The sequence below is a fragment of the Halorientalis persicus genome, from assembly GCF_900110215.1.
Classification (GTDB): Archaea; Halobacteriota; Halobacteria; order Halobacteriales; family Haloarculaceae; genus Halorientalis; species Halorientalis persica.
This window is the reverse complement of record NZ_FOCX01000004.1, coordinates 37,242-58,062: the sequence shown is the minus strand read 5'-3', so window position 1 is coordinate 58,062 and position 20,821 is coordinate 37,242. Positions and strand designations below refer to the sequence as shown.

General features: G+C 66.9%; 26 protein-coding genes. 11 read left to right on the top strand and 15 right to left on the bottom strand.

What is annotated here, in order from left to right; translation table 11 throughout:
- The first annotated feature begins 22 nt into the window (after positions 1-22).
- From BMX17_RS05760 to BMX17_RS05745, 4 genes are all read left to right on the top strand, one after another.
- Positions 23-397, top strand: coding sequence for a NifU family protein (locus BMX17_RS05760; RefSeq protein WP_092658530.1), 375 nt, complete (start codon positions 23-25; stop codon positions 395-397).
- 96 nt (positions 398-493) lie between these two features.
- Positions 494-886 (top strand): hypothetical protein, encoded by a 393-nt coding sequence (locus BMX17_RS05755; protein ID WP_092658529.1) that lies wholly within the window; start codon positions 494-496, stop codon positions 884-886.
- A 40-nt stretch (positions 887-926) separates the two neighbouring features.
- A complete protein-coding gene (gene pyrE / locus BMX17_RS05750) occupies positions 927-1,466 on the top strand; it encodes an orotate phosphoribosyltransferase (RefSeq protein WP_092658528.1) in 540 nt (179 codons plus the stop codon).
- A gap of 7 nt (positions 1,467-1,473) precedes the next feature.
- Positions 1,474-1,758: a hypothetical protein gene (locus tag BMX17_RS05745; protein ID WP_092658527.1), complete on the top strand. Its 285-nt coding sequence runs from the start codon at positions 1,474-1,476 to the stop codon at positions 1,756-1,758.
- 16 nt (positions 1,759-1,774) lie between these two features.
- Here the strand turns inward: BMX17_RS05745 and BMX17_RS25950 are convergent, their stop codons facing one another.
- The 4 genes from BMX17_RS25950 to BMX17_RS05730 all read right to left on the bottom strand — a co-directional run bounded on the left by BMX17_RS25950 (position 1,775) and on the right by BMX17_RS05730 (position 5,114).
- Positions 1,775-1,951, bottom strand: a complete 177-nt coding sequence (locus BMX17_RS25950) for a hypothetical protein (protein ID WP_170845337.1) — start codon at positions 1,949-1,951, stop codon at positions 1,775-1,777.
- 68 nt (positions 1,952-2,019) lie between these two features.
- Positions 2,020-3,825 carry a cytochrome b gene (locus BMX17_RS05740; RefSeq protein ID WP_092658526.1) on the bottom strand — a complete coding sequence of 602 codons (1,806 nt, stop codon included), beginning with the start codon at positions 3,823-3,825 and terminating at the stop codon, positions 2,020-2,022.
- 1 nt (position 3,826) lies between these two features.
- Positions 3,827-4,447, bottom strand: a complete 621-nt coding sequence (locus BMX17_RS05735; RefSeq protein WP_092658525.1) for a QcrA and Rieske domain-containing protein — start codon at positions 4,445-4,447, stop codon at positions 3,827-3,829.
- Position 4,448: 1 nt separating this feature from the next.
- On the bottom strand, positions 4,449-5,114 hold the full coding sequence (locus BMX17_RS05730) for a hypothetical protein (RefSeq protein ID WP_092658524.1): 666 nt from the start codon (positions 5,112-5,114) through the stop codon (positions 4,449-4,451).
- Between the two features lie 317 nt (positions 5,115-5,431).
- Here BMX17_RS05730 and BMX17_RS05725 point away from each other — a divergent pair, with 317 nt between their 5' ends.
- Complete coding sequence (locus BMX17_RS05725) at positions 5,432-6,190, top strand: plastocyanin/azurin family copper-binding protein (RefSeq protein WP_092658523.1); 759 nt, start codon at positions 5,432-5,434, stop codon at positions 6,188-6,190.
- Between the two features lie 6 nt (positions 6,191-6,196).
- Here BMX17_RS05725 and BMX17_RS25945 read toward each other — a convergent pair whose 3' ends face one another.
- Positions 6,197-7,195, bottom strand: a complete 999-nt coding sequence (locus BMX17_RS25945) for a halocyanin domain-containing protein (RefSeq protein WP_170845336.1) — start codon at positions 7,193-7,195, stop codon at positions 6,197-6,199.
- Positions 7,196-7,316: 121 nt separating this feature from the next.
- On the opposite strand from BMX17_RS25945, the gene BMX17_RS05715 reads away from it, so the two are divergent.
- Entirely contained in the window at positions 7,317-7,562 is a 246-nt protein-coding gene (locus BMX17_RS05715) for a glutathione S-transferase N-terminal domain-containing protein (protein WP_092658522.1), read from the top strand.
- Positions 7,563-7,732: 170 nt separating this feature from the next.
- Here the strand turns inward: BMX17_RS05715 and BMX17_RS05710 are convergent, their stop codons facing one another.
- Positions 7,733-7,987 carry a hypothetical protein gene (locus tag BMX17_RS05710; RefSeq protein WP_092658521.1) on the bottom strand — a complete coding sequence of 85 codons (255 nt, stop codon included), beginning with the start codon at positions 7,985-7,987 and terminating at the stop codon, positions 7,733-7,735.
- Between the two features lie 46 nt (positions 7,988-8,033).
- A complete protein-coding gene (locus BMX17_RS05705) occupies positions 8,034-8,996 on the bottom strand; it encodes a transcriptional regulator (protein WP_092658520.1) in 963 nt (320 codons plus the stop codon).
- 146 nt (positions 8,997-9,142) lie between these two features.
- Between BMX17_RS05705 and BMX17_RS05700 the strand changes: the two genes are divergently transcribed.
- Positions 9,143-10,450 carry a tRNA(Ile)(2)-agmatinylcytidine synthase gene (locus tag BMX17_RS05700; RefSeq protein WP_092658519.1) on the top strand — a complete coding sequence of 436 codons (1,308 nt, stop codon included), beginning with the start codon at positions 9,143-9,145 and terminating at the stop codon, positions 10,448-10,450.
- 6 nt (positions 10,451-10,456) lie between these two features.
- Here the strand turns inward: BMX17_RS05700 and BMX17_RS05695 are convergent, their stop codons facing one another.
- From BMX17_RS05695 to BMX17_RS05680, 4 genes are all read right to left on the bottom strand, one after another.
- A complete protein-coding gene (locus tag BMX17_RS05695; RefSeq protein WP_092658518.1) occupies positions 10,457-10,912 on the bottom strand; it encodes a DUF7979 domain-containing protein in 456 nt (151 codons plus the stop codon).
- 107 nt (positions 10,913-11,019) lie between these two features.
- Positions 11,020-11,505 (bottom strand): DUF7979 domain-containing protein, encoded by a 486-nt coding sequence (locus BMX17_RS05690; protein ID WP_092658517.1) that lies wholly within the window; start codon positions 11,503-11,505, stop codon positions 11,020-11,022.
- A gap of 144 nt (positions 11,506-11,649) precedes the next feature.
- Positions 11,650-12,147, bottom strand: a complete 498-nt coding sequence (locus BMX17_RS05685; protein ID WP_244514938.1) for a hypothetical protein — start codon at positions 12,145-12,147, stop codon at positions 11,650-11,652.
- A gap of 75 nt (positions 12,148-12,222) precedes the next feature.
- A complete protein-coding gene (locus BMX17_RS05680; protein WP_092658515.1) occupies positions 12,223-13,179 on the bottom strand; it encodes a succinylglutamate desuccinylase/aspartoacylase family protein in 957 nt (318 codons plus the stop codon).
- A 274-nt stretch (positions 13,180-13,453) separates the two neighbouring features.
- On the opposite strand from BMX17_RS05680, the gene BMX17_RS05675 reads away from it, so the two are divergent.
- Positions 13,454-14,332: a DUF7536 family protein gene (locus BMX17_RS05675; protein ID WP_092658514.1), complete on the top strand. Its 879-nt coding sequence runs from the start codon at positions 13,454-13,456 to the stop codon at positions 14,330-14,332.
- Here the strand turns inward: BMX17_RS05675 and BMX17_RS05670 are convergent.
- Positions 14,329-15,561 (bottom strand): potassium channel family protein, encoded by a 1,233-nt coding sequence (locus tag BMX17_RS05670; protein ID WP_092658513.1) that lies wholly within the window; start codon positions 15,559-15,561, stop codon positions 14,329-14,331. The two genes, BMX17_RS05675 and BMX17_RS05670, sit on opposite strands and share 4 nt — an antisense overlap.
- Positions 15,562-15,836: 275 nt before the next feature.
- Between BMX17_RS05670 and citZ the strand changes: the two genes are divergently transcribed.
- Positions 15,837-16,973 (top strand): citrate synthase, encoded by a 1,137-nt coding sequence (gene citZ / locus BMX17_RS05665; RefSeq protein WP_092658512.1) that lies wholly within the window; start codon positions 15,837-15,839, stop codon positions 16,971-16,973.
- A gap of 424 nt (positions 16,974-17,397) precedes the next feature.
- The gene (locus BMX17_RS05660) at positions 17,398-17,805 is read left to right on the top strand and encodes a hypothetical protein (RefSeq protein WP_092658511.1); all 408 of its coding nucleotides are present in this window, start codon (positions 17,398-17,400) and stop codon (positions 17,803-17,805) included.
- Here BMX17_RS05660 and BMX17_RS05655 read toward each other — a convergent pair.
- The 3 genes from BMX17_RS05655 to BMX17_RS05645 are packed head-to-tail and all read right to left on the bottom strand — an operon-like array spanning position 17,802 to position 19,232.
- The gene (locus BMX17_RS05655; RefSeq protein ID WP_092658510.1) at positions 17,802-18,380 is read right to left on the bottom strand and encodes an L-threonylcarbamoyladenylate synthase; all 579 of its coding nucleotides are present in this window, start codon (positions 18,378-18,380) and stop codon (positions 17,802-17,804) included. The two genes, BMX17_RS05660 and BMX17_RS05655, sit on opposite strands and share 4 nt — an antisense overlap.
- 37 nt (positions 18,381-18,417) lie before the next feature.
- Positions 18,418-18,951 carry a redoxin domain-containing protein gene (locus BMX17_RS05650; RefSeq protein ID WP_092658754.1) on the bottom strand — a complete coding sequence of 178 codons (534 nt, stop codon included), beginning with the start codon at positions 18,949-18,951 and terminating at the stop codon, positions 18,418-18,420.
- A gap of 5 nt (positions 18,952-18,956) precedes the next feature.
- A complete protein-coding gene (locus tag BMX17_RS05645; protein WP_092658509.1) occupies positions 18,957-19,232 on the bottom strand; it encodes a glutathione S-transferase N-terminal domain-containing protein in 276 nt (91 codons plus the stop codon).
- A 172-nt stretch (positions 19,233-19,404) separates the two neighbouring features.
- Between BMX17_RS05645 and BMX17_RS05640 the strand changes: the two genes are divergently transcribed.
- Positions 19,405-20,814 carry a hemolysin family protein gene (locus tag BMX17_RS05640; protein ID WP_092658508.1) on the top strand — a complete coding sequence of 470 codons (1,410 nt, stop codon included), beginning with the start codon at positions 19,405-19,407 and terminating at the stop codon, positions 20,812-20,814.
- Positions 20,815-20,821 lie beyond the last annotated feature (7 nt).

Below are 20,821 nucleotides of genomic sequence, written 5' to 3'. Positions count from 1 at the left end.
TGAAAACGTAATCGGAGATACCATGAGTACCGAAACCGAGGGCGGCGACGACGACCTTCGAGAGCAGATCTCGAACTTCCTGCGCCGGAACTTCCCGCAGATCCAGATGCACGGCGGGAGCGCGGCGATCGAGAGCATCGACCGGGAGACCGGCGAGGTCTCCATCCAGCTCGGCGGCGCGTGTTCGGGCTGTGGCATCTCCCCCATGACGATCCAGGCGATCAAGACCCGGATGACCAAGGAGATCCCCGAGATCGAGACGGTCCACGCCAACACCGGCGGCGGCATGGGCGGTAACGAGGGTATGGCCGGCGGTTCCACCAGCCCCTCGTTCCCGGGCCACGAGTCCAGTAGCGGCGACGACAGCGACGACGAAGGCCCCGAAGCGCCGTTCTGAAACCAGGCTACTTTTTTCGTCACACGACCGGCGAAGAGTGACCGGTCGGCATCCGGTATCACAAGCTACTCCCCCCGGGCGGCCCCTGACACGGCCATGCCACGAACGACGCGCGAGAACGCGCTCGTACTCGGTGCACTCGTGCAGACCGTGGGCGCGCTCGGACTGGCGGCCGCCGGTGGCTACCGGCTCGTCCGGGGCATCGAGGCGCTCCCACTCGCGCTACTCGTCGCCGGGGGTTCCCTCGGTGGCGTGCTCGCGCTGGGTGGCGCGCGACTGCTGTACGGCGAGGCGACTGGCCGACAATCGCTCAGAAGTCCCGGGGGCGTCGCCACCGGGTCGCTCTCCTTGCTCGTGGGGAGTTCGCTACCGCTGCTGGTGGACCTCACCGGACCACCCTACGGACTCGCGCTGGCGGCGCTGGGCGTGGTCCCGGCGGTGTACGGGCTGTTCCGAATCAGCGTCGGCGTCGGCGAGCCACCCGGCTAGTTCCGGCGGGTATTAGTCCCGTCGGGCCGGGAGTCGAGATATGGCCAATCAGCAGCTCATCGACGCGCTCAGGGACGCCGACGCCGTGAAGTTCGGCGAATTCGAGCTGTCCCACGGCGGCACGTCCAGTTACTACGTCGACAAGTACGTCTTCGAGACCGACCCCCGGTGTCTGGAACTGATCGCCGAGGCCTTCGCCGACCGCGTGGGCGACTCGAAACTCGCCGGCGTCGCGCTGGGCGCGGTCCCGCTGGTGGCGGTCACGAGCGTCGAGACCGGCCAGCCCTACGTCATCGCGCGCAAGCAGGCCAAAGAGTACGGCACCGGCAACCGTATCGAGGGCGAGCTTTCGGAGGGCGAGGAGGTCGTCGTCCTCGAAGACATCGCCACGACCGGCCAGAGCGCCGTCGACGCCGTGGAGGCGCTCCGGGAGGCGGGCGCGGTCGTCGATCGGGTCCTCGTCGTCGTCGACCGGCAGGAGGGCGCGGCCGACCATCTGGCCGACCACGACATCGAACTGGAGTCGCTGTTGACCGCCGACGACCTGCTCGAGGACGCACCCGACGAGATCGACGGTTGAGGGGAGTATGCGCGAGGAACCCCCTGGCCCGGAGGGGGCCGACGGCTTCTTCGACCGGTTCGTCCACCCGTGGCTGGCGCGAGCGGCGACGCTGGGCTTTGGCCTCTGGATCCTCGCCTTCTTGCTGGCCGCGGGTGGCCTGGCGGGCAACCGCATCCCGGGCGACCAGTACGAAGTCTTCCTCTTTCTCTACTCGGGCGTGATCGGGACGCTCGGCATCATCGTCCTCGGGATCTGTACGCTCGTCCTCGCAGGGTTTTTCGTTCGCAGAGAGTGGCAGGGCGGGCGGTGAGTCCGGTCCGTCGAGTTCACTCGGTGGGTTCCAGAAAGATCGTCCCGCCGCCGATCAGGAGGCCGGCGAGCCCGCCCACGAGTGACCACTCGCCGAGCGCGCCCTCGAAGGCGGCCGCGAGCAAAACGAGCCCGGCAAGCTTGCTCACGCGGTCGAGCCAGCGGAGGCCGTGCGGGGAGAGCGGGACCTGCATCTATCGACGGATCGGTACGCTGGAGGGTTATACGTGGTGATGACCGACGCCGGCCGCGAGCGTCGCCCTCAGAGTCGGGTCGATCGCGAGGCCGGTTTTGCGAACGCCGGGGCGACACCGAGGGCCAGCCCCATCAGGACGAGCGCCAGCGCGAGGTACACGGGGGGCACCGGCAACAGCAACAACAGTCCCGCGAACACGCGAGCCAGCCAGAACAGCTGTTCGATCACCGGCAGACCGGTGAACGACGACGCCAGGGTAGCCGACCCCGTCACCAGTTCGATCCCCACCGCCAGAAAGCCCAGGGCGAGGACGGTCAGTCCCCGGTCGAGCCACCGAACGGCAGTCGCCGAGTACGGGAGCGAGACACCTGGGCCGGTCGGGCGACCCAGCCGACGCTGGCGACGGGTCAACCAGACGTAGACGCGAACCGTGAACAGGAGGGGGATGGCGAAGGTCATGAGGACCAGATACGGGTAGAGCGTGCTGGAGGGAGCGCCGATGACCTCGGAGAAGGTCCCGCGCATCCCGTCGATCGAGAGCACGATAGTCAGCATGATCGCACCGACACCGAGGGCGGTCTGGGCGGGGCGGTCGAGCGGATCGACGGTGAAGTGCTGGGGTTCGTCAGTGTTGTCGATCAGCGGCCAGACGATCATGACGCCGATGATCACCATCGGGATCAGGATGCCGCCGATAAACTCGGCCCACCCGCCGAGGACGATCGTCGTCCCGGCGAGTGACAGTTCCGCGGGGATCATCTTCAGCGAGCCGAACACCCACATGAAAAACCAGTCGGGGCTCGGACTGCTCGGGGAGTCCAGCCCGATGGCGGCGATCCGCTGGACGGGAAACAGCGCCGCCAGGAAGGAGATCGTCGCGGCCGTCAACAGCAGGACGACGACCGAGAGCAGGAACTGCTGGGGGAACAACGGCGACCCGACGACGAACGAATCGTCGTCGGCCGCGGGCGTGCGGTCGCCACCCCGGGAACTGGGCGCGTGTTCGGTGTGTTTCTGGCGCATCAGGATCATCATGTGCAGGCCGATGATCCCGACGAGCAGTGCCGGGAACAGGAAGACGTGCAGGAAGTACATGTGCGGGATGACCTGCCCGACCTGACTCGGGAAGGCACCGCCGAAGGCCAGCGCCTGTAACCACTCACCGATAACCGGCACCGCACCCGTCATGTTGAACCCGATGGTCGTCGCGGCCTTGCTGAACCCGTCCAATGGGAGGGCGTAGCCGAAGAATCCCTCCGCCAGCGCGAGCAACAGCAGGACGCTCCCGACGAACCAGTTGGGTTCGTGGGGATTGCGGTAGGCACCGCTGAAGAACACCCGGAACATATGCAGGGCGATGGCGGCGATGAAGATGTACGCCGCCCAGTGGTGGGCCATCCGCAGGAACATCCCGAACGGCGTGTCGTAGGTGATCGTGAGGACACTCGCGAACGCGCCCGGAACCTCCTGTCCCGCCCACTCCGCCGCGTTGCCCTCGTAGGTGACCTCCGAGGCGACCGGTTCGTACATCAGTCCGAGGAACGAGCCGGTCAGCGCGAGGAAGATGAACGAAAAGAGGGCGATCTCGCCCAGCAGGAAGGATCCGTACTTGTCTTCGGGGAAGGCTTTTCCGAGGATCTCGTGGTTCAGTTCGAGGCGGTCGTCGAGCCAGGTGAACAGGCGGTTGTTCGGGTACTTCTGTCTGGTCTCGATCTCGCGGCCGTGGACGGGCTCGCCGCCGGTCGTGCCGTCGTACCCGCCCGCGTGACCGGCACCGTCCGTCTGTGGGGCCGGCGGGGAGTCCGACCGCTCGCCACCGTCGGCCACCGCGTCGTCCGAAGCCGTGTCGTCGTCTGGGCTGTCGCGTGTCATGTTACTGGGGACCGACCGGACCCTCGAAGGGGCCGGTCGCGAGGAGCAGTTGGCCGTCCTGTCCGTCTTCGACGCCGATGGGGAGCTGTGGGAGGGGACTCGGTGCCGGGCCGCCGGTCACCTTCGCGCCCTGCAAGGGGTCGAACTGTGACCCGTGACACTGGCAGTAAAACTGGTTGCCTTCCGTCCCGTTGACGGCACAGCCCAGGTGTGTACACACCTTCGAGTAGGCCGCGTAGCCCGAGACGGTGCCGTCGAGGTTCGTCGGTTCTTGATAGCTGTCCTCGGGGAACCGGACGAGCAAGACCGCGGCCCGATCCTCCGTGATCGCGCCGCCGCCCTCTTTCTCGGGGTAGACCGTCGTCGGCTCCAGTGTCTCGGTTTGCGGAATCGCGTCCGCGGTCGTGAGGGGGTTGCCGTCCGCGTCGACCAGTCGGACGCCCTCGACGAACAGCGGTTCCGGCGGTTCGATCTTCCCCGATTCGCCGAGACCGGCGAGGGCAGAGACGCTGAACGCGCCGACCGCGCCGGCACCGCTTACCGCGGCGAGCACCTTCGCGACCTGCCGGCGTTCGATCTCGATCTCCTCGTGTGGCTCCTCCGGCGGTGTGTCCGATGACATATTAGTGATCCCTCCGTTCGGCGACGGTGATCGAGGGGGTGAAGAAGACGGCGTAGACCAGCACCGTGGCCGCCAGCGAGAGGAACAGCATCCCGGCGTAGACCCCGATGAACTGGTTGCGCGCCTGGCCGAGGCCCTCGAGTCCCAGCAGTGCCGCGAAGACGAGGGTACTCCAGGACAGCCCCGCGAGTGCGATCAGGCCCGTCCGGTCGGCCGGCGCGGGCCAGTAGTCGACGATCCAGCGCGTGTCGGTCTGGAGGTAGGGCGGGACCGTGACGACCGGCTTCCCACCGTCCGACCGGGAGTCTGAGGAGGGGCCGCTCGCATCGCTCGCGTGCCCACCGTCGGTTTCCACGTCGCTCCCGGCGACCGACTCGCGCGTGTGTCCGAGTCGGTCCATGAACCGGGCCGCACCGGCCATCCCGGCGACGGTCACGAGGAGGGCGACCCAGGTGACGACCCCGGACTGGTTGGGACCGACCTCGACGGGCGTGGGGAGGAACTTCCCGGTCGGGTTGATATCCGCCGACTGGTTGACCGGGACCGGGTCCTCCCCTTTCCCGAGACCGATACCACTGCCTTCGGTGCCGCTGGTGAGCGCGACGTACCACATCGGGAGCAACACCGACGCGATCAACAGAACGATGAGTACCGTCTCGCGTCTCATCTGCGATCACCGGCGACGGGCCGACGGACAGTCTGGAACGTGCCAGTGTGTACTGTGTGACTCATGAGTAGCGGAGGACTGCCGTGCCACCGACCCACACACCGTGGCGACGAGCCCCGTCCGGAGCCGTCGCCGCCGCCAGTGCGGGCCGAATCATTACCAATTCGAAGATGTTCGAGTCTGGTTTATGTCCCTTCTGTTCGCGTTCGACCCGTTGTCGCGAGTTGTTCCCCGTTGTTCGGGGTTTCCGCGGCCCGATTCCGACAGACATACTACTCGGACGCCGGGACGTTCGGACGAACGGTTCGGCCCGAACCATGAATCGACGCACCTACCTCCGACGGCTCGGGGCCAGCGGTCTGGCGGGGACCGCCCTCACGGCTCCGGCGGCCGCCACGACCCAGGAGAACGAAACCAGTGCCGGAAACCAGACCGCGACCGACGGGACGGTCGAGAACGGAACCGCCGGGAACGGGACCGACGCCGGTGGCGGCCAAGCGGCAGTCCCCGCCGACGGGGAGACCTACGAGGTCCAGATGATCACCGAGAGCGGGAGCTACTACTTCGATCCCGTCGGGTTGCACGTCCAGCCCGGCGACACCGTCACCTTCGTCAACGCCTCCGGGTCCCACAGCGCGGCCACCTACTCGACGGACAACGACCGCGCCGAGACCCGGCGCATCCCCGAGGGCGCTCGAAGCTTCAACAGCGGCGTCTTCGAGGAACAGGGCGCAACCTTCAGCTACACCTTCGCCACCGAGGGCACCTACGACTACTACTGCTCGCCCCACAAGACGCTGGGCATGGTCGGCCGTATCGTCTGTGGCGAACCGGGTGGCCCCGCGACCGAGGGCTCGATCCCCGACTCGCCGGGCAGCGGTGTCATGCCCGACAGCAAGAAGATCGTCGAGGAGGGCTCGATTGCCTACCCGTTCGTCCCCGGTGGACTGGAGCCGCTGCCCTGGCAGTTCTGGGCCGGTGCCGGCGTGTTCGGGACCGTCTTCGCGTATCTGCTCTCGAAGTACGACCGCGAGTCCGACCGCTACAGCGTCGAGAACGCCGACAATCGGATTTGAGCCGCCCTATTCTCCGTCAGGAGTTACTGTCGTCGCCGTGTCGCTGGCCTCTCGCGCCGGCGCGACCGTGATGACGCCTTTCATCCCGAGCGCCTCGTGGGGCTTGCAGGCGTACATGTGACTCCCCACGTCGGTGAACGTGTACTCGAAGGCGGCGGTGTCGCCGGCCTCGGGCGATCCGGAGTCGAACGTGCCGTCCCGGGCGACGACGTTGTGTGCGCCGCCGTCGCCGGTCCACTCCCATCGCACCGTCGTCCCCACGTCGACGACGACGTCTACGGGGTCGAACGCGAACCCATCTTCGCCGGCTCCGGCGTCGATCGTCACGACGCCCTGTGCCCGTCTGTCGGCAGGTCTGCCACCGTCGTACCCGTTCGCATCGTCGAGGTAGTGGCCCTGCTCGTCGGTGGTGTCGTGGTCGTCCTCGGCAGGGAGAGGTTCGTCGGTCGTCGGGTAGTCGGTGCCGACGACGACCGAGCCGAGCATCCCGACGCCCCGGTGGGGCAGGCAGGTGTAGTTGTAGACACCGTCTTCGGAGAACGTGAACTCGTATTGGACGCCCGAGTCGCCGACCACGGCCCCGGAGTCGAGTGGTCCGTCGTCGGCCGAGACGACGTTGTGTGCGCCGCCGTCGCCGGTCCACTCCCATCGCACCGTCGTCCCGTTGTCGACGTGGACCGCCGGCGGGTCGAACGCGTACGTGTGCTCGCCCACGCCGACCGTCACCGTCACCGTCTCCTGGCCGGTCCGGTCCACCACCGTCCCGTCGAAGCCGTTTGCGTCGTCGAGGTGCCCGCCGAAGTCGGGCCGTTCGTCGCTCGACTGGTCGTCGGACTCGGTCGCCGCGGGTTCTTCCGTCTCTGTCTCCGGGTTCGTCTCGGTCTCCGGGTCCGGGTCGCCACCGCTCCCGGACACCGAGCGCTCGACACAGCCCGCGACGCCGAGGAGGGTACCGACCGCCGTTGCCTGTCCGCATCTGGCAAGCAGGGACCGTCGTGTTGCCATGCCAACACTATTCAGGACCCACAGCAAAACCGTTTTTGGACCGCCGACAGCGGCCAACGGGGTTATGTGTGACCCGCACAGCACCGTTGGGCCTTTGAGGCTGTACCCCGTAATTCGGTCGATGGCAAACCTGGAACTCTACGAACTCGAGGGGTGTCCGTACTGTGCGAAGGTCACGAAGAAACTGGACGAACTGGATCTGGACTACGAGTCCCACATGGTCCCGCGCAGCCACAGCGAGCGCACCGAAGTCGAAGAGATCAGCGGCCAGACCGGCGTCCCCGTCCTCGTCGATCCCGACAACGGCGTCGACGGGATGCCCGAGTCCGACGACATCGTGGAGTATCTCGAGAACACGTACGCCTAAATTTTTACTTCGTCGGGTTGCGCGCCCCCGGCGCGCAACCGCTCCTCGCAAAAATTTAGTATAAAAACTACCCGAACGCGAGCCTCAGGCTCGCGTTCGGCGAACCGGCGCGCTCCGCGCGCCGGATGCTGGCGGTGACCGCACCGCGACCGCACCGCGACAGCATTCCGCTACTTCCGTTCGATCTGCAGATCCGTCTGACTGATCGGGACGGCCGCCAGACCGTTGTCGTAGGCGTAGACGATCACGCCGGCCTTGTGGTCGATGACGCGTTTGAGCGTGCCGTCGAGGTTCTCGTCGTGAATCCGGGCCAGGGCGAGGTCCGGCCCCGCGTCGGAATCGCCCTCGAACGGCGACTCGTCGGTCACCTCGAACTCCGATGCGTCGTAGTCGGACCCCTGCTCGTCGGCATCGAACAGTCCCATACCGACCGTTCAACTCGGTGTCACAAAAGCGGTGCGCTCCGCGGGATCAGGCCGGCGTCTCGTCGGCCCGTTCCTTGATCAGATCCTTCAGGTCTTCCACGTCCCGGATGTTCTCGATCTCCTCGCGTTCGATGAGGGCGGTGCCGTCGACGGACTCCTGGCGAGCGCGGTCGACGACGTAGATCGAGGTGGTCCGGGTGACCCGGCCCACCGAGGACATGATCCGGGCGCGCTTCTCGGCGGTCTCGGTGAACTCCGAGTGGCCGGTAAGCATCCGCTGTTCGCGGTCTTTCTCCTCGCTGATCGTCTTGAACGGCGCGCGGTCGGTCGGGTGGACGTCGAAGCCGACGCGGGTGAGGACGGCCACGACGGGTGCGTCGTCGGGGTCGACCTCGGGGTCCTCGGGCATCGGTTCGTCCTCGCGGACCTCGTCGGCCCCGTCGATCACGTCGACGGGCGAGGTGAGGGGAGCCTCAAACAGGTCTTCGAGCTGGGTGGCCACGTCGACAGAGGCGTCCATGCCGTCCTCGTACTTCGAGACGGTCCGACGGGAGACGCCGAGTTCCTGGGCGAGACGGCCCAGCGACCAGTCTCGTTCCTCGCGGGCGTCGGCCAGCACCTCGCTGTCGATGTTGACGTAGAGGCCGCCGGGCGCGGCGTAGATCAGCGGCGGCACTTCCTCGACGAACAGGTCCATCGCGGTGTCGGGCGAGAGGACCGGGACGCCGTGGCGGAAGTAGACGACGCCGGGCTTGAGGTCCTCGTCGCGTGTCCGGAGTCCGATCACCACGGGCGTCGCGCGCAGGTACTCGCCGAGCCGACGCATCTCCGCGCCGGTCTTGGCGTCGAAGGCGTCGATGTTGCCGAGGATCTTGACCAGTACCGTGTCCTCACCGCGGCGGGCCGCGACGTCGAAGCTCTTGGGCCGGATCGCACACCGGTCGCTGACGAGAAACCCCGCGTCCCGCAACATCGCGGTGACGTTACCGACCAGTGCGGATCGTGACATCAGCGATACTTTAGTAATCCCTCGCATAAAACGTTTGTGACGGCGGGACACGCCCCGTCCGGCGGTTTTCGAGGTTCTTCGCCGATAGATTCATATAGTGTGATGGGTCCGAAACGCGTTACTCCGGCGGCCCGGAAGGGGCGGCCGTGACCATCGTCGGCCTGGACGACACCGACTCCCGGACCCAGGGGATGTGTACGACCTACGCCGCCGCCGTGCTGGCCGAGCGGGTGCGCCGGGCGGGCGGCAACGTCGAGCGCCTGCTCTTGATCCGACTCAACCCGGCCGTCGAGTACAAGACGCGGGGCAACGCCGCGCTGGCAGTCCACTGTGATCTCGGCGTCGACGAGGCCTTCGAGCTGGCGACGACCCTCGTGGACGAGACCGCCGAGACCGCCGACGACCGGACCAATCCCGGCGTCGTGGTGACCGAGGACGACCTCGGCGCGAAGTCTGACTGGCTCCGAACGCTCCCCAGGCGGGCGATCCAGGAGGTTCTGGACCCCGAGACCGATGTGCGCGACCCCCTCGACGCGGGTGGCTACCGCTACCGGGGCTGGGGGAACGGTCGCGGGCTCGTCGGTGCGAGCGCGGCCGCCGGCGCGTGGGCGGGACTGAGCGATAGAGGTCCCGTGGCCCAGCCCGCGGACTGGACCTACGAGTGCCTGACCTACCGCGAGCGCGAGCGCTGGGGGAGCGAGCGGGACGTGGACCCCGAATCGGTCTTTTCGGTGGCCGAAGAGTTCTACCCCGACATCTGGGACACCGTGGACCGCGGCGAGGGGGAAGCGGTCTGTGTCCCGAATACACCGGGCCCGGTGCTGTACGGCATCCGCGGTGACGACCGCGAGAGCGTCGAGGCGGCCGCCGAAGCCATCGAGAGCGAACCCGTCGCGCGCCGGGCGACGTTCGTCACGAATCAGGGGACCGATCAGCACCTCCGGAGCGTCGAGCCGGACAGCATCGCCGAGGATCAGGCCGTCCGCGTCACCGGGGAGGTCGTCGAGGGGCCCGAAACCTGGGAGGGCGGGCACGTCTTCTTCACGCTCGGGTTCCCGGACGCGGCGGTCGATACGCTCCGGTGTGCGGCGTTCGAGCCGACCAAGCGGTTTCGTGACCGCGTGCGCGCGCTCCGCGTGGGCGACCGTCTGACCGTCTGTGGGGAGGTCAGCGAGGGGACCTGCAAGCTGGAGAAGTTCGCCGTTCGCGACCTGAATACCACGGCACTGGTCACCCCGGACTGTCCCGAGTGCGGGCGGTCGATGAAGAGTGCGGGCGCGAACGCGGGGTATCGCTGTCGGGACTGCGGGACCAGCGCCGACGGGAAGGTCGAACAGTCGATAGCGCGCGACCTCGAACGCGGGTGGTACGAGGTCCCGCCGTGTGCGCGACGGCATATCGCGAAGCCGTTAGTGAGAGGTGGGTTCGACGGGGAAACGCATCCCGAGCGATAGGTCGCGTCAGTCGTCGTTTCGCTGCCGCCACGCACCGAACGCCAGGAGCGCGCTCCCGAGCATGGCGAGGGGAAACAGTACCACCATGGTCAGAACCGGAGCCACGAAGCCCGGGCTGTCCCGGTACGTCGTGATCTCGTGGACTCGACCGTCGCGCTGGACGAGGTACCAACCTATCCCTGGACCCGAGTGATCAGTCGTATATCTGAAATCGGGCGCAGTCTCGCCCTCGCTTTCGACGACGTATTCGCCGCGTTCGACGGTTCGGTCGACGATTGTCCGTCCGCGTTCCGAGAGATTCGCGTAGCGGAGGTGGCCCTTCTGAGACGCGTTGAACTCGTCCGAGGCGGGTTCGCCACGGTGGACGAAGTCGGTATCCCACAGGACGAATCCACCGGCGGCGACGGCGACGATCAAGACGACACCGACGAACACCATGAGTCGCCCGCGGCCGAGGTCCATGTGGGTGCTGTAGCTGTCAGCGGTAAGTACTTTCTGTGGCGGTGCAGATGCGGACGCAGTGCTGCTGGCAGGAGGACGGGCCAACGCACCCCGGGTGGTGAAAGAGTTCAGTTCTCGTCAGGCGGTCTGTCCGCGGTTCGCCGTCGGTACGCATCGAACGCGACGAGAGTTATCCCGGCCACGATGCAAGCGGCCCCCGCCATCCCCAGCGGAAGCAAGAGGAGCATCGCAGGGAACCAGAGGAGTCCCATCCCGGGCCCCTCCCGGTGCGTCGTGATCTCGTAGGCACGGCCGTCGCGCTGGACGACGTACCGGCCATCGCCATCATCGATATACATGAACTCGGGTGCGGTCTCGGCCTCGCTTTCGACGACGTATTCGCCCCGTTCGATGGTCCGGTCGACGGCTTCCTGCCCGCGTTCGGAGAGGTTCGCGTAGTGGAGGTGCCCCTCCGTCGAGGCGTCGAACGCCGCAGAGTCGTTCTGGAGTTCGTGGACGTAGTCGGAATCGAAGACGACGAAGCCGCCGACAGCCGCGACGGCGAGCATGAGAATTCCAACGGCGACCAGCCACGTCCCCCGGTCCCAGTCCATGCGGGTGCTGTAGCTGTCAGCGGTAAGTACTTTCTGTGGAGTGTGGAAGCGGTCGTGGTGCGGTCGGGGATGAGTAACAGCATCCAGTGATCTCTGACCGAGGTGTGGAGATTATCCGGAAGCTACTAGACGAGGATACGGTAGTCAGTCCTCTGTTGGGTACTGCCAGACGAACAGCGGGATGGAGAATCCGAAGTAGTTCGCCAAAACAGCCTGCACGTCGTTTTCAGTTCGCTCTAGCGTCGGGAAATTAACGTAATCGGGAATGAGAAGGACGGCAACGTCTGCGTGGTATCTGTCGTCGAACCCACGGGGGTCCCGGTACGCCGCCTCCATTTTGAGCAGATGCCAGTTCGCACGCATCTGCTCACCGCGCTCGTGTTCGAGTAACACACCGTCCTTGTACGCGTCGAAACTCGCACGACGGGAGGCGGTTCCGTCGGCCGTGAACGCCTCGAACTGCGCGGATACCTCCTGTTCCCAACCCAGCGGATTGAGTTCGTCGGCCCGAGCGGTGTAATTCTGGTTTCCCCCGCCGTGCGCATCGAACGCCCCTGCGATAGTCGGTAGGTCATCGAGTAGCCCTTTCTGTTCGATTATAGCTCGACCTTCGCGGAAGGACCACGTCGCGTCGCTACGCATTTCCGGTAACATGGCCGATACCAGACACGCCTTCCAGTTCGCTATTTTGGTAGCACACAGAACGGCGGACGAGAATCAATAGCTGTCCACGTCCGTCCCGACTGAACAGACGTACTCGCCGGTCGCGACCTGCGGGAGGCGGCGAGTGCGCCAGAACACGCCCTGAGAGTCGGCGGTGACTTCGGCCTTGGGCTGGCCGAACACGTCGGTGATCTCGAACAGAGTATCGTTGCGGGAGACACGATCGCCGAGATCCTTCTCGAAGGAGACGAGGCCGCCGGCGGGCGCGCCGTACTGCTCGAAGCCGCTGGCGCGGGTCTGGGGGTCGGGGACGTGGGTCTCGTCGGTGAAGCCGTAGTACGCGAGCACGTTCTGGACGCCCTGGACGCCGATTTCGATGGAGGTCTCGTCCCAGCCGACACAGCCCCCCAGCTCTGGGTCGATAGTGGGGATGCCGTCGTCGGGACCGGCGCGGGCCAGTTGGCCGTCGGGGCCTTTCTGGTCGAGGATGTAGCCACAGCCGAAGACTTTGGCGAGTTCGAGACACTCCTCGTGGAGGCGGTGGCGCGGGCCACACCGGACGCGGCACTCGTCGATCATCCGGGAGGTCGAGCCCTGGTGGAGATCGAGAATGAGGTCGGCGCGAGTGGCGGCGTCGAAGGTGGCGGCGGCGATGCGCTCGCTGGAGGTGCCCCGTTCGTCGCCGGGGTAGGTCCGGTTCATCTTCGTGTCGTCGACCGGGTTGCGGTGTTCGGCGACCTGGAAGGCGTGGTAGTTGACGATCCCGACGATCAGGATGGTGCCGGCGATCTCGTCGGGGTCGAGCTGGGGGACGAGGCGCTGGATCACGCCGACGCCGTTGAGTTCGTCGCCGTCGCTTGCGGCCTGCACGTAGAGCGTCTTCCCGCTGTCGGCACCGTTGACGACCGCGACCGGCAGTCCGACCTCGGTGCCGTCACGGGTCTCGCCGACGAACAGCCGCCCGGTGTCGATCTCGCCGGGGGCCGCAGTCGCCGTGCCGAGGCTGGTCATTATCACCACAGCGCGGTTGCACGGTCTTAGGAGATTCGATATGTTCCACGCCCTGCCGGAACCGGGGGCGAGTTCGATTTCGTCACGGGACGAACCGTGGATTCGCCGAGCAATTCGAGACGGTTCATCGTCCAGCATCCGGCGACTTGCTGGCCGCCAGAAATCTCCGGTGTCTGGGGACGTCTTTGCCCGAGCGGGTCGCGACTACCGGGATCGACCCCGAGGAGGACAGGTGGACCGACGCGATTTTTGCCCGGGAGTCACTAGTCGGAGTGTGACAGACGAGAGCGGGGACGCGAGTTCGGACGGCGGGACGGCGACCGACGCTGGCGGCGGCACTGGCGGTGACCCACGCCCCGACCGTCCGGGCGGAAAGACGGCGCTGGTCGAGGCGCTGCACGTCCGAGCGAAGGCCCGGCGCGGGCTGGTAGTCGGACTGGTCGTCACCGTCGCGATCTTCGGCTTTTTCGTCGTGATCCCCGGTGTCGACCGGTCGGCGCTGTACTACGCCGCGCTGGCGTTCGTCCTGTTTCTGACCACGTGGATGCTGGCGGTCGCGACGCTGGTCGGGCGGCGGGCACTCCACCTGACGGCGACGCCGGCGGGGATCGTCCGGTGGAGCGCCCGCGGTGGCGTCCTCGCGGGGGTGCTCTGGTTGCTGGCGGCCGCGGACCTCGCGCTCGGTGGCTCGCCGGCCGGCCTGACGGGTCTCCTCCTGTCGACCGCACCGGTGGTCGCGCTGTTCGGGGTCTGGGCGGTCCACACGCGATACAAGCGCGCGACGCTGGTTCGACCCCTGGCGACGGCGGGTGCGTGGCTCGCGATTCCGGGGGCGCTCGGGCTCGCCGTGACCGTGAGGGCACCCGACACCGGACAGGCTCTCCTGCTCCCGGCGTCGCTGCTGGTCGTGGCGCAGGGGTTACAGGCGGTCGCGACGGTGCTCGCCGACGCCGGTGGACGGGTGCCGGTCCTGCTCGGTGGCGGGTCGGCGGCGGGACTCGGCGTCGCCACGGTCACGCTCCCGGCGACGACGGGCCTCGTCGCGCTCGCTGTCGGGTTCGGGCTGCCGTGGCTCCTGATCGGTGTGTGGTTCCGGGGTGTCCGTGACGAGGACGTTCCCGGCGGGACCGAGTCGAACCTCGCGGCACCCTAGCCGTCGGCGAAGTCGTCGCCGGTGAGATCGGCCAGCCGGTCGCTTCCTGACCGGGTCCCCTTCGCGATCAGCACGTCACCGGGGTTGAGTTCCGTCTCCGGGCCGGGTGAGATGACCCAACTCCCGCCCTCGCGGCCGGTGCGTTCACTCTCGGCACGCCCGCGGCGGACGGCGATGACGCGCATACCGGTCTCGGTCTTGACCATCTTCTCGCCCAGCGTCGTGCCCGCGAGGTCGCTGTCGGGGGCGACGGTCAGGCGGACGATCACCTCGTCGGACTCGCGGACGGCCTCGGCGACGACTGGGTGGGTTCCGAGTCCCCGCAACACGCCCTCGCTGATCTCCAGGGCCGCGTCGCTGATGACCTCGGTCGCGCTGGCGAGCTGGACCAGCCCCCGCAGGTCCACGGGGTCGTCGACCCGGCCGGCGGCCCGGAGCGTCCAGGCCTCGAAGCGGGACTGGAGGGCGTCGACCTCGGCTTCGAGTTCCAGCACTTCCTCGGCCACCTCGTCGGAGTCGAACAGCACTGCGCCGTAGGCCAGATCGACGGCGAGTTCGCTCATGTTTTTCATGTGGACGATGGAGTCCACGGCGCGTTCGAGGTCGTCGATACCTGGCTCTGGGGGTTCGGGCGGGGCGTACGCCCGGCCGCTGGCGTCTTCGTAGACGCCAGCGATGTCCTCCTCGGAACCCCGGAAGATGACCACGTCGTCGGGCCGGAGCGTGGTCTCGGGACCGGGGTTGAACAGCCACTCGCCGTCCCGACGGATCGCGATGGCACGCACGCCCGTCTCGGTTTCGAGGTTGATGTCCACGAGCGTGCGGTCGGCAAAGGGCGAGTCGGGGACGATCACGGCCCGGACGACCGTCTCGACGGCTTCGGGGAGGGTGGCCCGCATCGCGTCGGGGAGGCCGATGTCCTCCAGCACGATCTTGGCGATGTCGCCGGCGGCGTCGGAGACCTTCTCGGCGGCCCCAACGACGCCCAGCACCGGCGCGAGCGCCTCGGCGTCCTCGGGGTTGCGGGCGGCCATGAGCAACCCCATCCGCGCACGTAGCTGGAGCACGTCCATCTTGGCTTCCAGTTCCAGCACCTCCTCGGCCACCTCGTCGGAGCCGAGCAGGACCGCCGAGTACGAGAGGTCGATCAGCAGTTCCGCAGTGTCTTTCATCTCGGCCAGCAGTTCCTTGACGCTGACCGGCTCGTACTCGACGTCGTCGACTGCCATACCCGAGGGTCCTCGTCGCCAAGTGAAAAGCGTTGCCCGGCGACAGCCGTCGCGCCCGGTATCAGAAACGTAATCAGTCCAGAGCGTGCGGGCACACCCCGACCGGCCGGCCCGTGCTGGTCACAGTCCAATCACCCAACGTTAGCGTTCCGAGGTGGATAGTTTTAATATTTCAGCCCGTATTTTATTCGCTCGTCCACTCCGTAGCCGGCGGGCGGATTTCGTGTCCCAGCCAAAAGATAATGCTTTTCCCGGCAGGTAGAGAACGCCGACGTATGTCCGACGAGCTCAAGAAAGGGCTTGAGGGTGTCCTGGTCGCCGAGTCGGAACTGAGTTACATCGACGGCGATGCCGGCGAACTCATCTACCGGGGCTACTCGATCGACGATCTGGCGCGTGACGCGAGCTACGAGGAAGTGCTGTACCTGCTGTGGCACGGCCACCTCCCGAACAGCGAGGAACTCGCCGAGTTTACCGAGGCGATGAGCGCCGAGCGGGAACTGCACGACGACGTGCTCGACCTGGTGCGCTCGCTGGCCGAGGCCGACGAGAACCCGATGGCCGCGCTGCGGACGGCCGTCTCCAGCCTCTCGGCACACGATCCCGACGCCGAAGCCGATCCCCAGGATCGGGAGGCAAACCTCCGAAAGGGGCGGCGCATCACCGCGAAGATTCCGACGATCATCGCGGCGTTCACCCGGATCCGCGACGGCGAGGAGCCCGTCGAACCCCGCGAGGACCTCACCCACGCCGAGAACTTCCTGTATATGCTCAACGGCGAGGAGCCCGACGAGGTGCTCGCCGAGACGTTCGACATGGCGCTCGTGCTCCACGTCGACCACGGACTGAACGCCTCGACGTTCTCTTCGATGGTAATCTCCTCGACGCTCGCGGACCTGCACTCTGCGATCCCCGGCGGGATCGGCGCGCTCTCTGGCTCGCTCCACGGCGGCGCGAACCAGGACGTCATGGAGGCCCTGCTCGAACTCGACGAGTCCGGCAAGGAGCCGGTCGAGTGGGCCAAAGACAAGCTCGAAGCCGGCGAGCGCGTCCCTGGCTTCGGCCACCGTGTCTACAACGTCAAGGACCCCCGGGCCCGCATCCTCTCGGACAAGTCCAAGGCCCTCGGCGAGGCCGCTGGCTCGCTGAAGTGGTTCGAGTACTCCACCTCGATCGAGGACTGGATGAAAGACGAAAAAGGACTCGCCCCGAACGTCGACTTCTACTCGGCGTCGACGTACTACCAGATGGGCATCCCGGTCGACATCTTCACGCCCATCTTCGCGATGAGCCGCGTCGGCGGCTGGATCGCGCACGTCCTCGAACAGTACGACGACAACCGGCTGATCCGCCCGCGCGGTCGCTACATCGGCTCGACCGACGAGGAGTTCGTGCCGGTCGAGGAGCGGTAGAGCACGAGCGCAGCACCCGTCACGAACGGTGCGAGGTGTGACCGGAGGGCGCACCCCAGAGAGCCAAGCGGGCGACGCCCGCGAGGCAGTGAGTGAGCGGTCCTTTTTTGCCCGAGCTTTTTGCGAGGAGCGGTACCACAGCGAGCGAAGCGAGCGAGGATACCCGACGAAGGAAAAAGGTCGTGGTACGATCGGCTGATCCGGCCGCGCGGTCGCTACACCGGCACCACGACCGAGGAGTTCGTCCCGGTCGACGAGCGATAGGGAGACGCGACTGGAAGGAGCGTCTCCGGTACGCGAGCGGTGGACCCGCGAGGCACAGGAGGGCGACCGGAGAGAGAGAGAGACCGCCGATACGGGAGCGGCGACCTTCGGGAGCCGCGAGCGGGAATAATTTTTGTCGTTCGATCGTGAGTGCAATCCCGTGAGCGATACGTCAGCACCCGCATCCGACTGGCACGTCCCAGAGATCAGGCTCATGCTCACGATCCCGCTCCTGGCGGGCCTGTGCTGGGTCGTCTGGGCTGGCTACGCCGCCGGCCAGTTCCGGCCGGTGCCGCTCGTGGGCGGCGTAGCGGCCGGGATGCTGACGCCGTTTGTGGTTCGGCGACTGCCCGCCGGACGGGAAGCGAAGCCGGCGGACCAGCTGTCGGCCCGCCGGCAACTGGTGGTGTCGTTTCTGGCGAGTATCGGGGGGATCGCCGTCTTCGAGTACGTTCTGGTCCCGGTCGTGCCGGCCTGGGTCGGGCGCTGGTTCCTGTGGGGACTGCTCGGGTGGGGTGTCGCCCTCGTCAGTTACGCGGCCGGTGACGCGGTATGGTCGTCCGTCTAGAGCCAGCCCTCGATCTCGTCGGCCAGCGGACCCCGCCTGTGAATCTTGCCGGCCTCGACATCGACGACTGTACTTCCGCCGCCAGGGGTCTCCCCGCCGTCGAGCAGGACGGTGGCCGTGTCCCGAATCTGGTCGCCCAGTTCGTCGAGTTCGCGGACGCTGCCGGTTCCGCTGACGTTGGCGCTGGTGGCGGTGATCGGGTGGAAGGCGTCCAGCAGTTCGAGTGCCAGCTCGTGGTCGGGCACGCGAACGCCAACTGTCCCGCTGCCGGCGGTCAGCACGTCCGGCACCACGTCTGTGCGGTCGACCAGCACCGTCACGGGCCCGGGCAGGAACTCGTGCATGAACGCACGCTCGTCGGCGGTCGGCGCGGTGTACTCCAGGGCGGTCTCGATGTCGGGGACGGCCAGCGACACGGGCTTGTCACGGTCCCGGCCCTTCGCCTCGAAGACGGCTTCGACGGCGTCGGCGTCGGTGGCGTCCGCGCCGAGGCCGTAGACGGTCTCGGTGGGGTAGACGACGAGATCGCCGTTGCGCAGGGCGTCGGCGGCACGCTCGATGGCTCCGTCGGTCATGGGAGAGGATGGGCCGGCGACGGGCAAAAGTCGGTCGCTACAGGTCGTCGATGGCGGCCTCGATCTCGTCGTAGTCGGGGAACTCGGGCCACTCGTCGGCGACCCAGGCGTACTGGATCACCCGCTCTGTGTCGAGCAGGAAGACCGCGGGCCGGGGTTCGCTGACGCCGGCCATCCCGTCGAGGTCGTGGGCGATGTCGTACTGCTCGGCCACGCCGTTCTGCGGGTCCGAGAAGAGCCGATAGTCGGTGTTCTCGATGCCGCGTTCGGCGATGGTCGTCTTGTGTTCGTACGGCGAGGAGACCGAGAGCCCGACGACGGTCAGGTCGTCGTCCGCCTCGCGCTCGCCCCACTCGCGGTCCCGAATCTCGTTCCACAGATAGGTCGTCGGGAAGGCCCCGTCCATGGTGTGAAAGAGCAGGAGGACCGGACCGTCGGCGGTGAGGTCCGACAGCGCACAGTCCTCCCAGTACTCGTGGTTGACCAGGGGGCGCTCGAAGTCGGGGGCCTGCTCACCTTCTTCGGGGTGGTCGGCGTCGGGGAGGGCGACGACATCGAAGTCGAGTCCCATCGCCATCAGGCGGCACCTCCGGTCTCGTCGGCGTCGCCGTAGGTACGGTCGAGGTAGTCGACGATGTTGGCGCTTTCGGACATCGTGACCCCGGTTGCCTCGTCGACCATGGCGGGGACGGTTCGCTTGCCCGAGATGCGTTTGACAACGTCCCGGTCGGAGTGCATCGGTTCGACGAACCGCGACCGGTAGTCGAGGTCGTAGGCCTCCAGTTTGCGGACGACGCGTTCACAGAACGGACACGCCTGGAGCCGGTAGAGTGTGATCTCCGGGTTGCTCATCGGTGGCTCATTGGGACGAGGCCCGGGTAAGCCCTTCGGGGGTTCGCGCCGCGACTGCACGGACGCTCGGCGGACCGTCCGGAATCGGGAGTCGATAGCGACGTAATCGAGGGATGGCGCGCATTACGGCGATGACAAGTCTTAATCCCGCCGACGGCAAAGTCAGCGGGTAATGGGCGCAACCTCGGCCGTCGCGCCGCTGTTCGCACCGACGAGACCGCTCACGACGCAGGTACTTGGCGTACCGCTGCCCGACAGCCTCGTCCCCATCGGTGGGATCGTCGTCGTCTTCCTCCTGCTCGTGCTGTCGGCGTTTTTCTCCTCGTCGGAGATCGCCATGTTCTCGCTGGCGGCCCACCGCGTGGACGCGCTCGTCGAGGACGGCGTCCCCAGCGCGAAGACACTCAGGGACCTCAAGGCCGACCCCCACCGCTTGCTCGTGACGATCCTGGTCGGGAACAACCTGGTCAACATCGCGATGACCTCGATCACGACCGGGTTGCTGGCACTGTACGTCGACAACCAGGCACTCGTCGTCGTCGTCTCGACGTTCGGGATCACGGCGCTCGTCTTGCTGTTCGGTGAGAGCGCACCGAAGTCGTACGCCGTCGAGAACACCGAGTCGTGGGCGCTACGGATCTCCCGCCCGCTGAAGGCCGCCGAGCGCGTGCTGTGGCCGCTGATCGTCGTCTTCGACTTCCTCACCCAGCAGGTCAACCGCGTCACTGGCGGCCAGACCGCTATCGAGACCTCGTACGTCACCCGCCAGGAGATCCGCGACATGATCGAGACCGGCGAGCGCGAGGGCGTGCTGGACGAGGAAGAGCGGGAGATGCTCCAGCGCACGCTCCGGTTCAACAACACCATCGCCAAGGAGGTCATGACGCCGCGGCTGGACGTCGACGCCATCTCGAAAGACGCCACCGTCGAGGAGGCGATGGAGCAGTGTGTCCAGTCGGGTCACGCCCGCCTCCCGGTCTACGAGGGGAGCCTCGACAACGTCATCGGCGTCGTCCACATCCGCGATCTGGTCCGGGATCGCAACTACGGGGGCGCGGCAGACGGGGACCTCGAACTGGAAGACCTGATCGAGCCGACCCTGCACGTCCCCGAGTCGAAAAACGTCGACGACCTGCTGGCCGAGATGCGCGACGAGCGCCTCCACATGGTCGTCGTCATCGACGAGTTTGGGACGACCGAGGGGATCGTGACGATGGAGGACCTCACCGAGGAGATCGTCGGCGAGATCCTCGAAGGCGAGGAGGAGGAACCCATCGAGTTCGTCGACGACGACAGCGCCATCGTCAAAGGCGAGGTCAACATCGAGGAGGTCAACGAAGCCCTCGACATCGACATCCCGGAGGGCGAGGAGTTCGAGACCATCGCCGGTTTCATCTTCAACCTCGCCGGCCGCCTCGTCGAGGAGGGTGAGGAGATCGAGTACGACGGCGTCGAGATCCGCGTCGAGCAGGTCGAGAACACCCGGATCATGAAAGCGCTGGTCACTCGCAAGCACCAGCCCGGCGAACCGGACGTCGACGAGACGGACGACGAACCCCAACCCGAAACCCAGCCCGAGTGACGCCCGT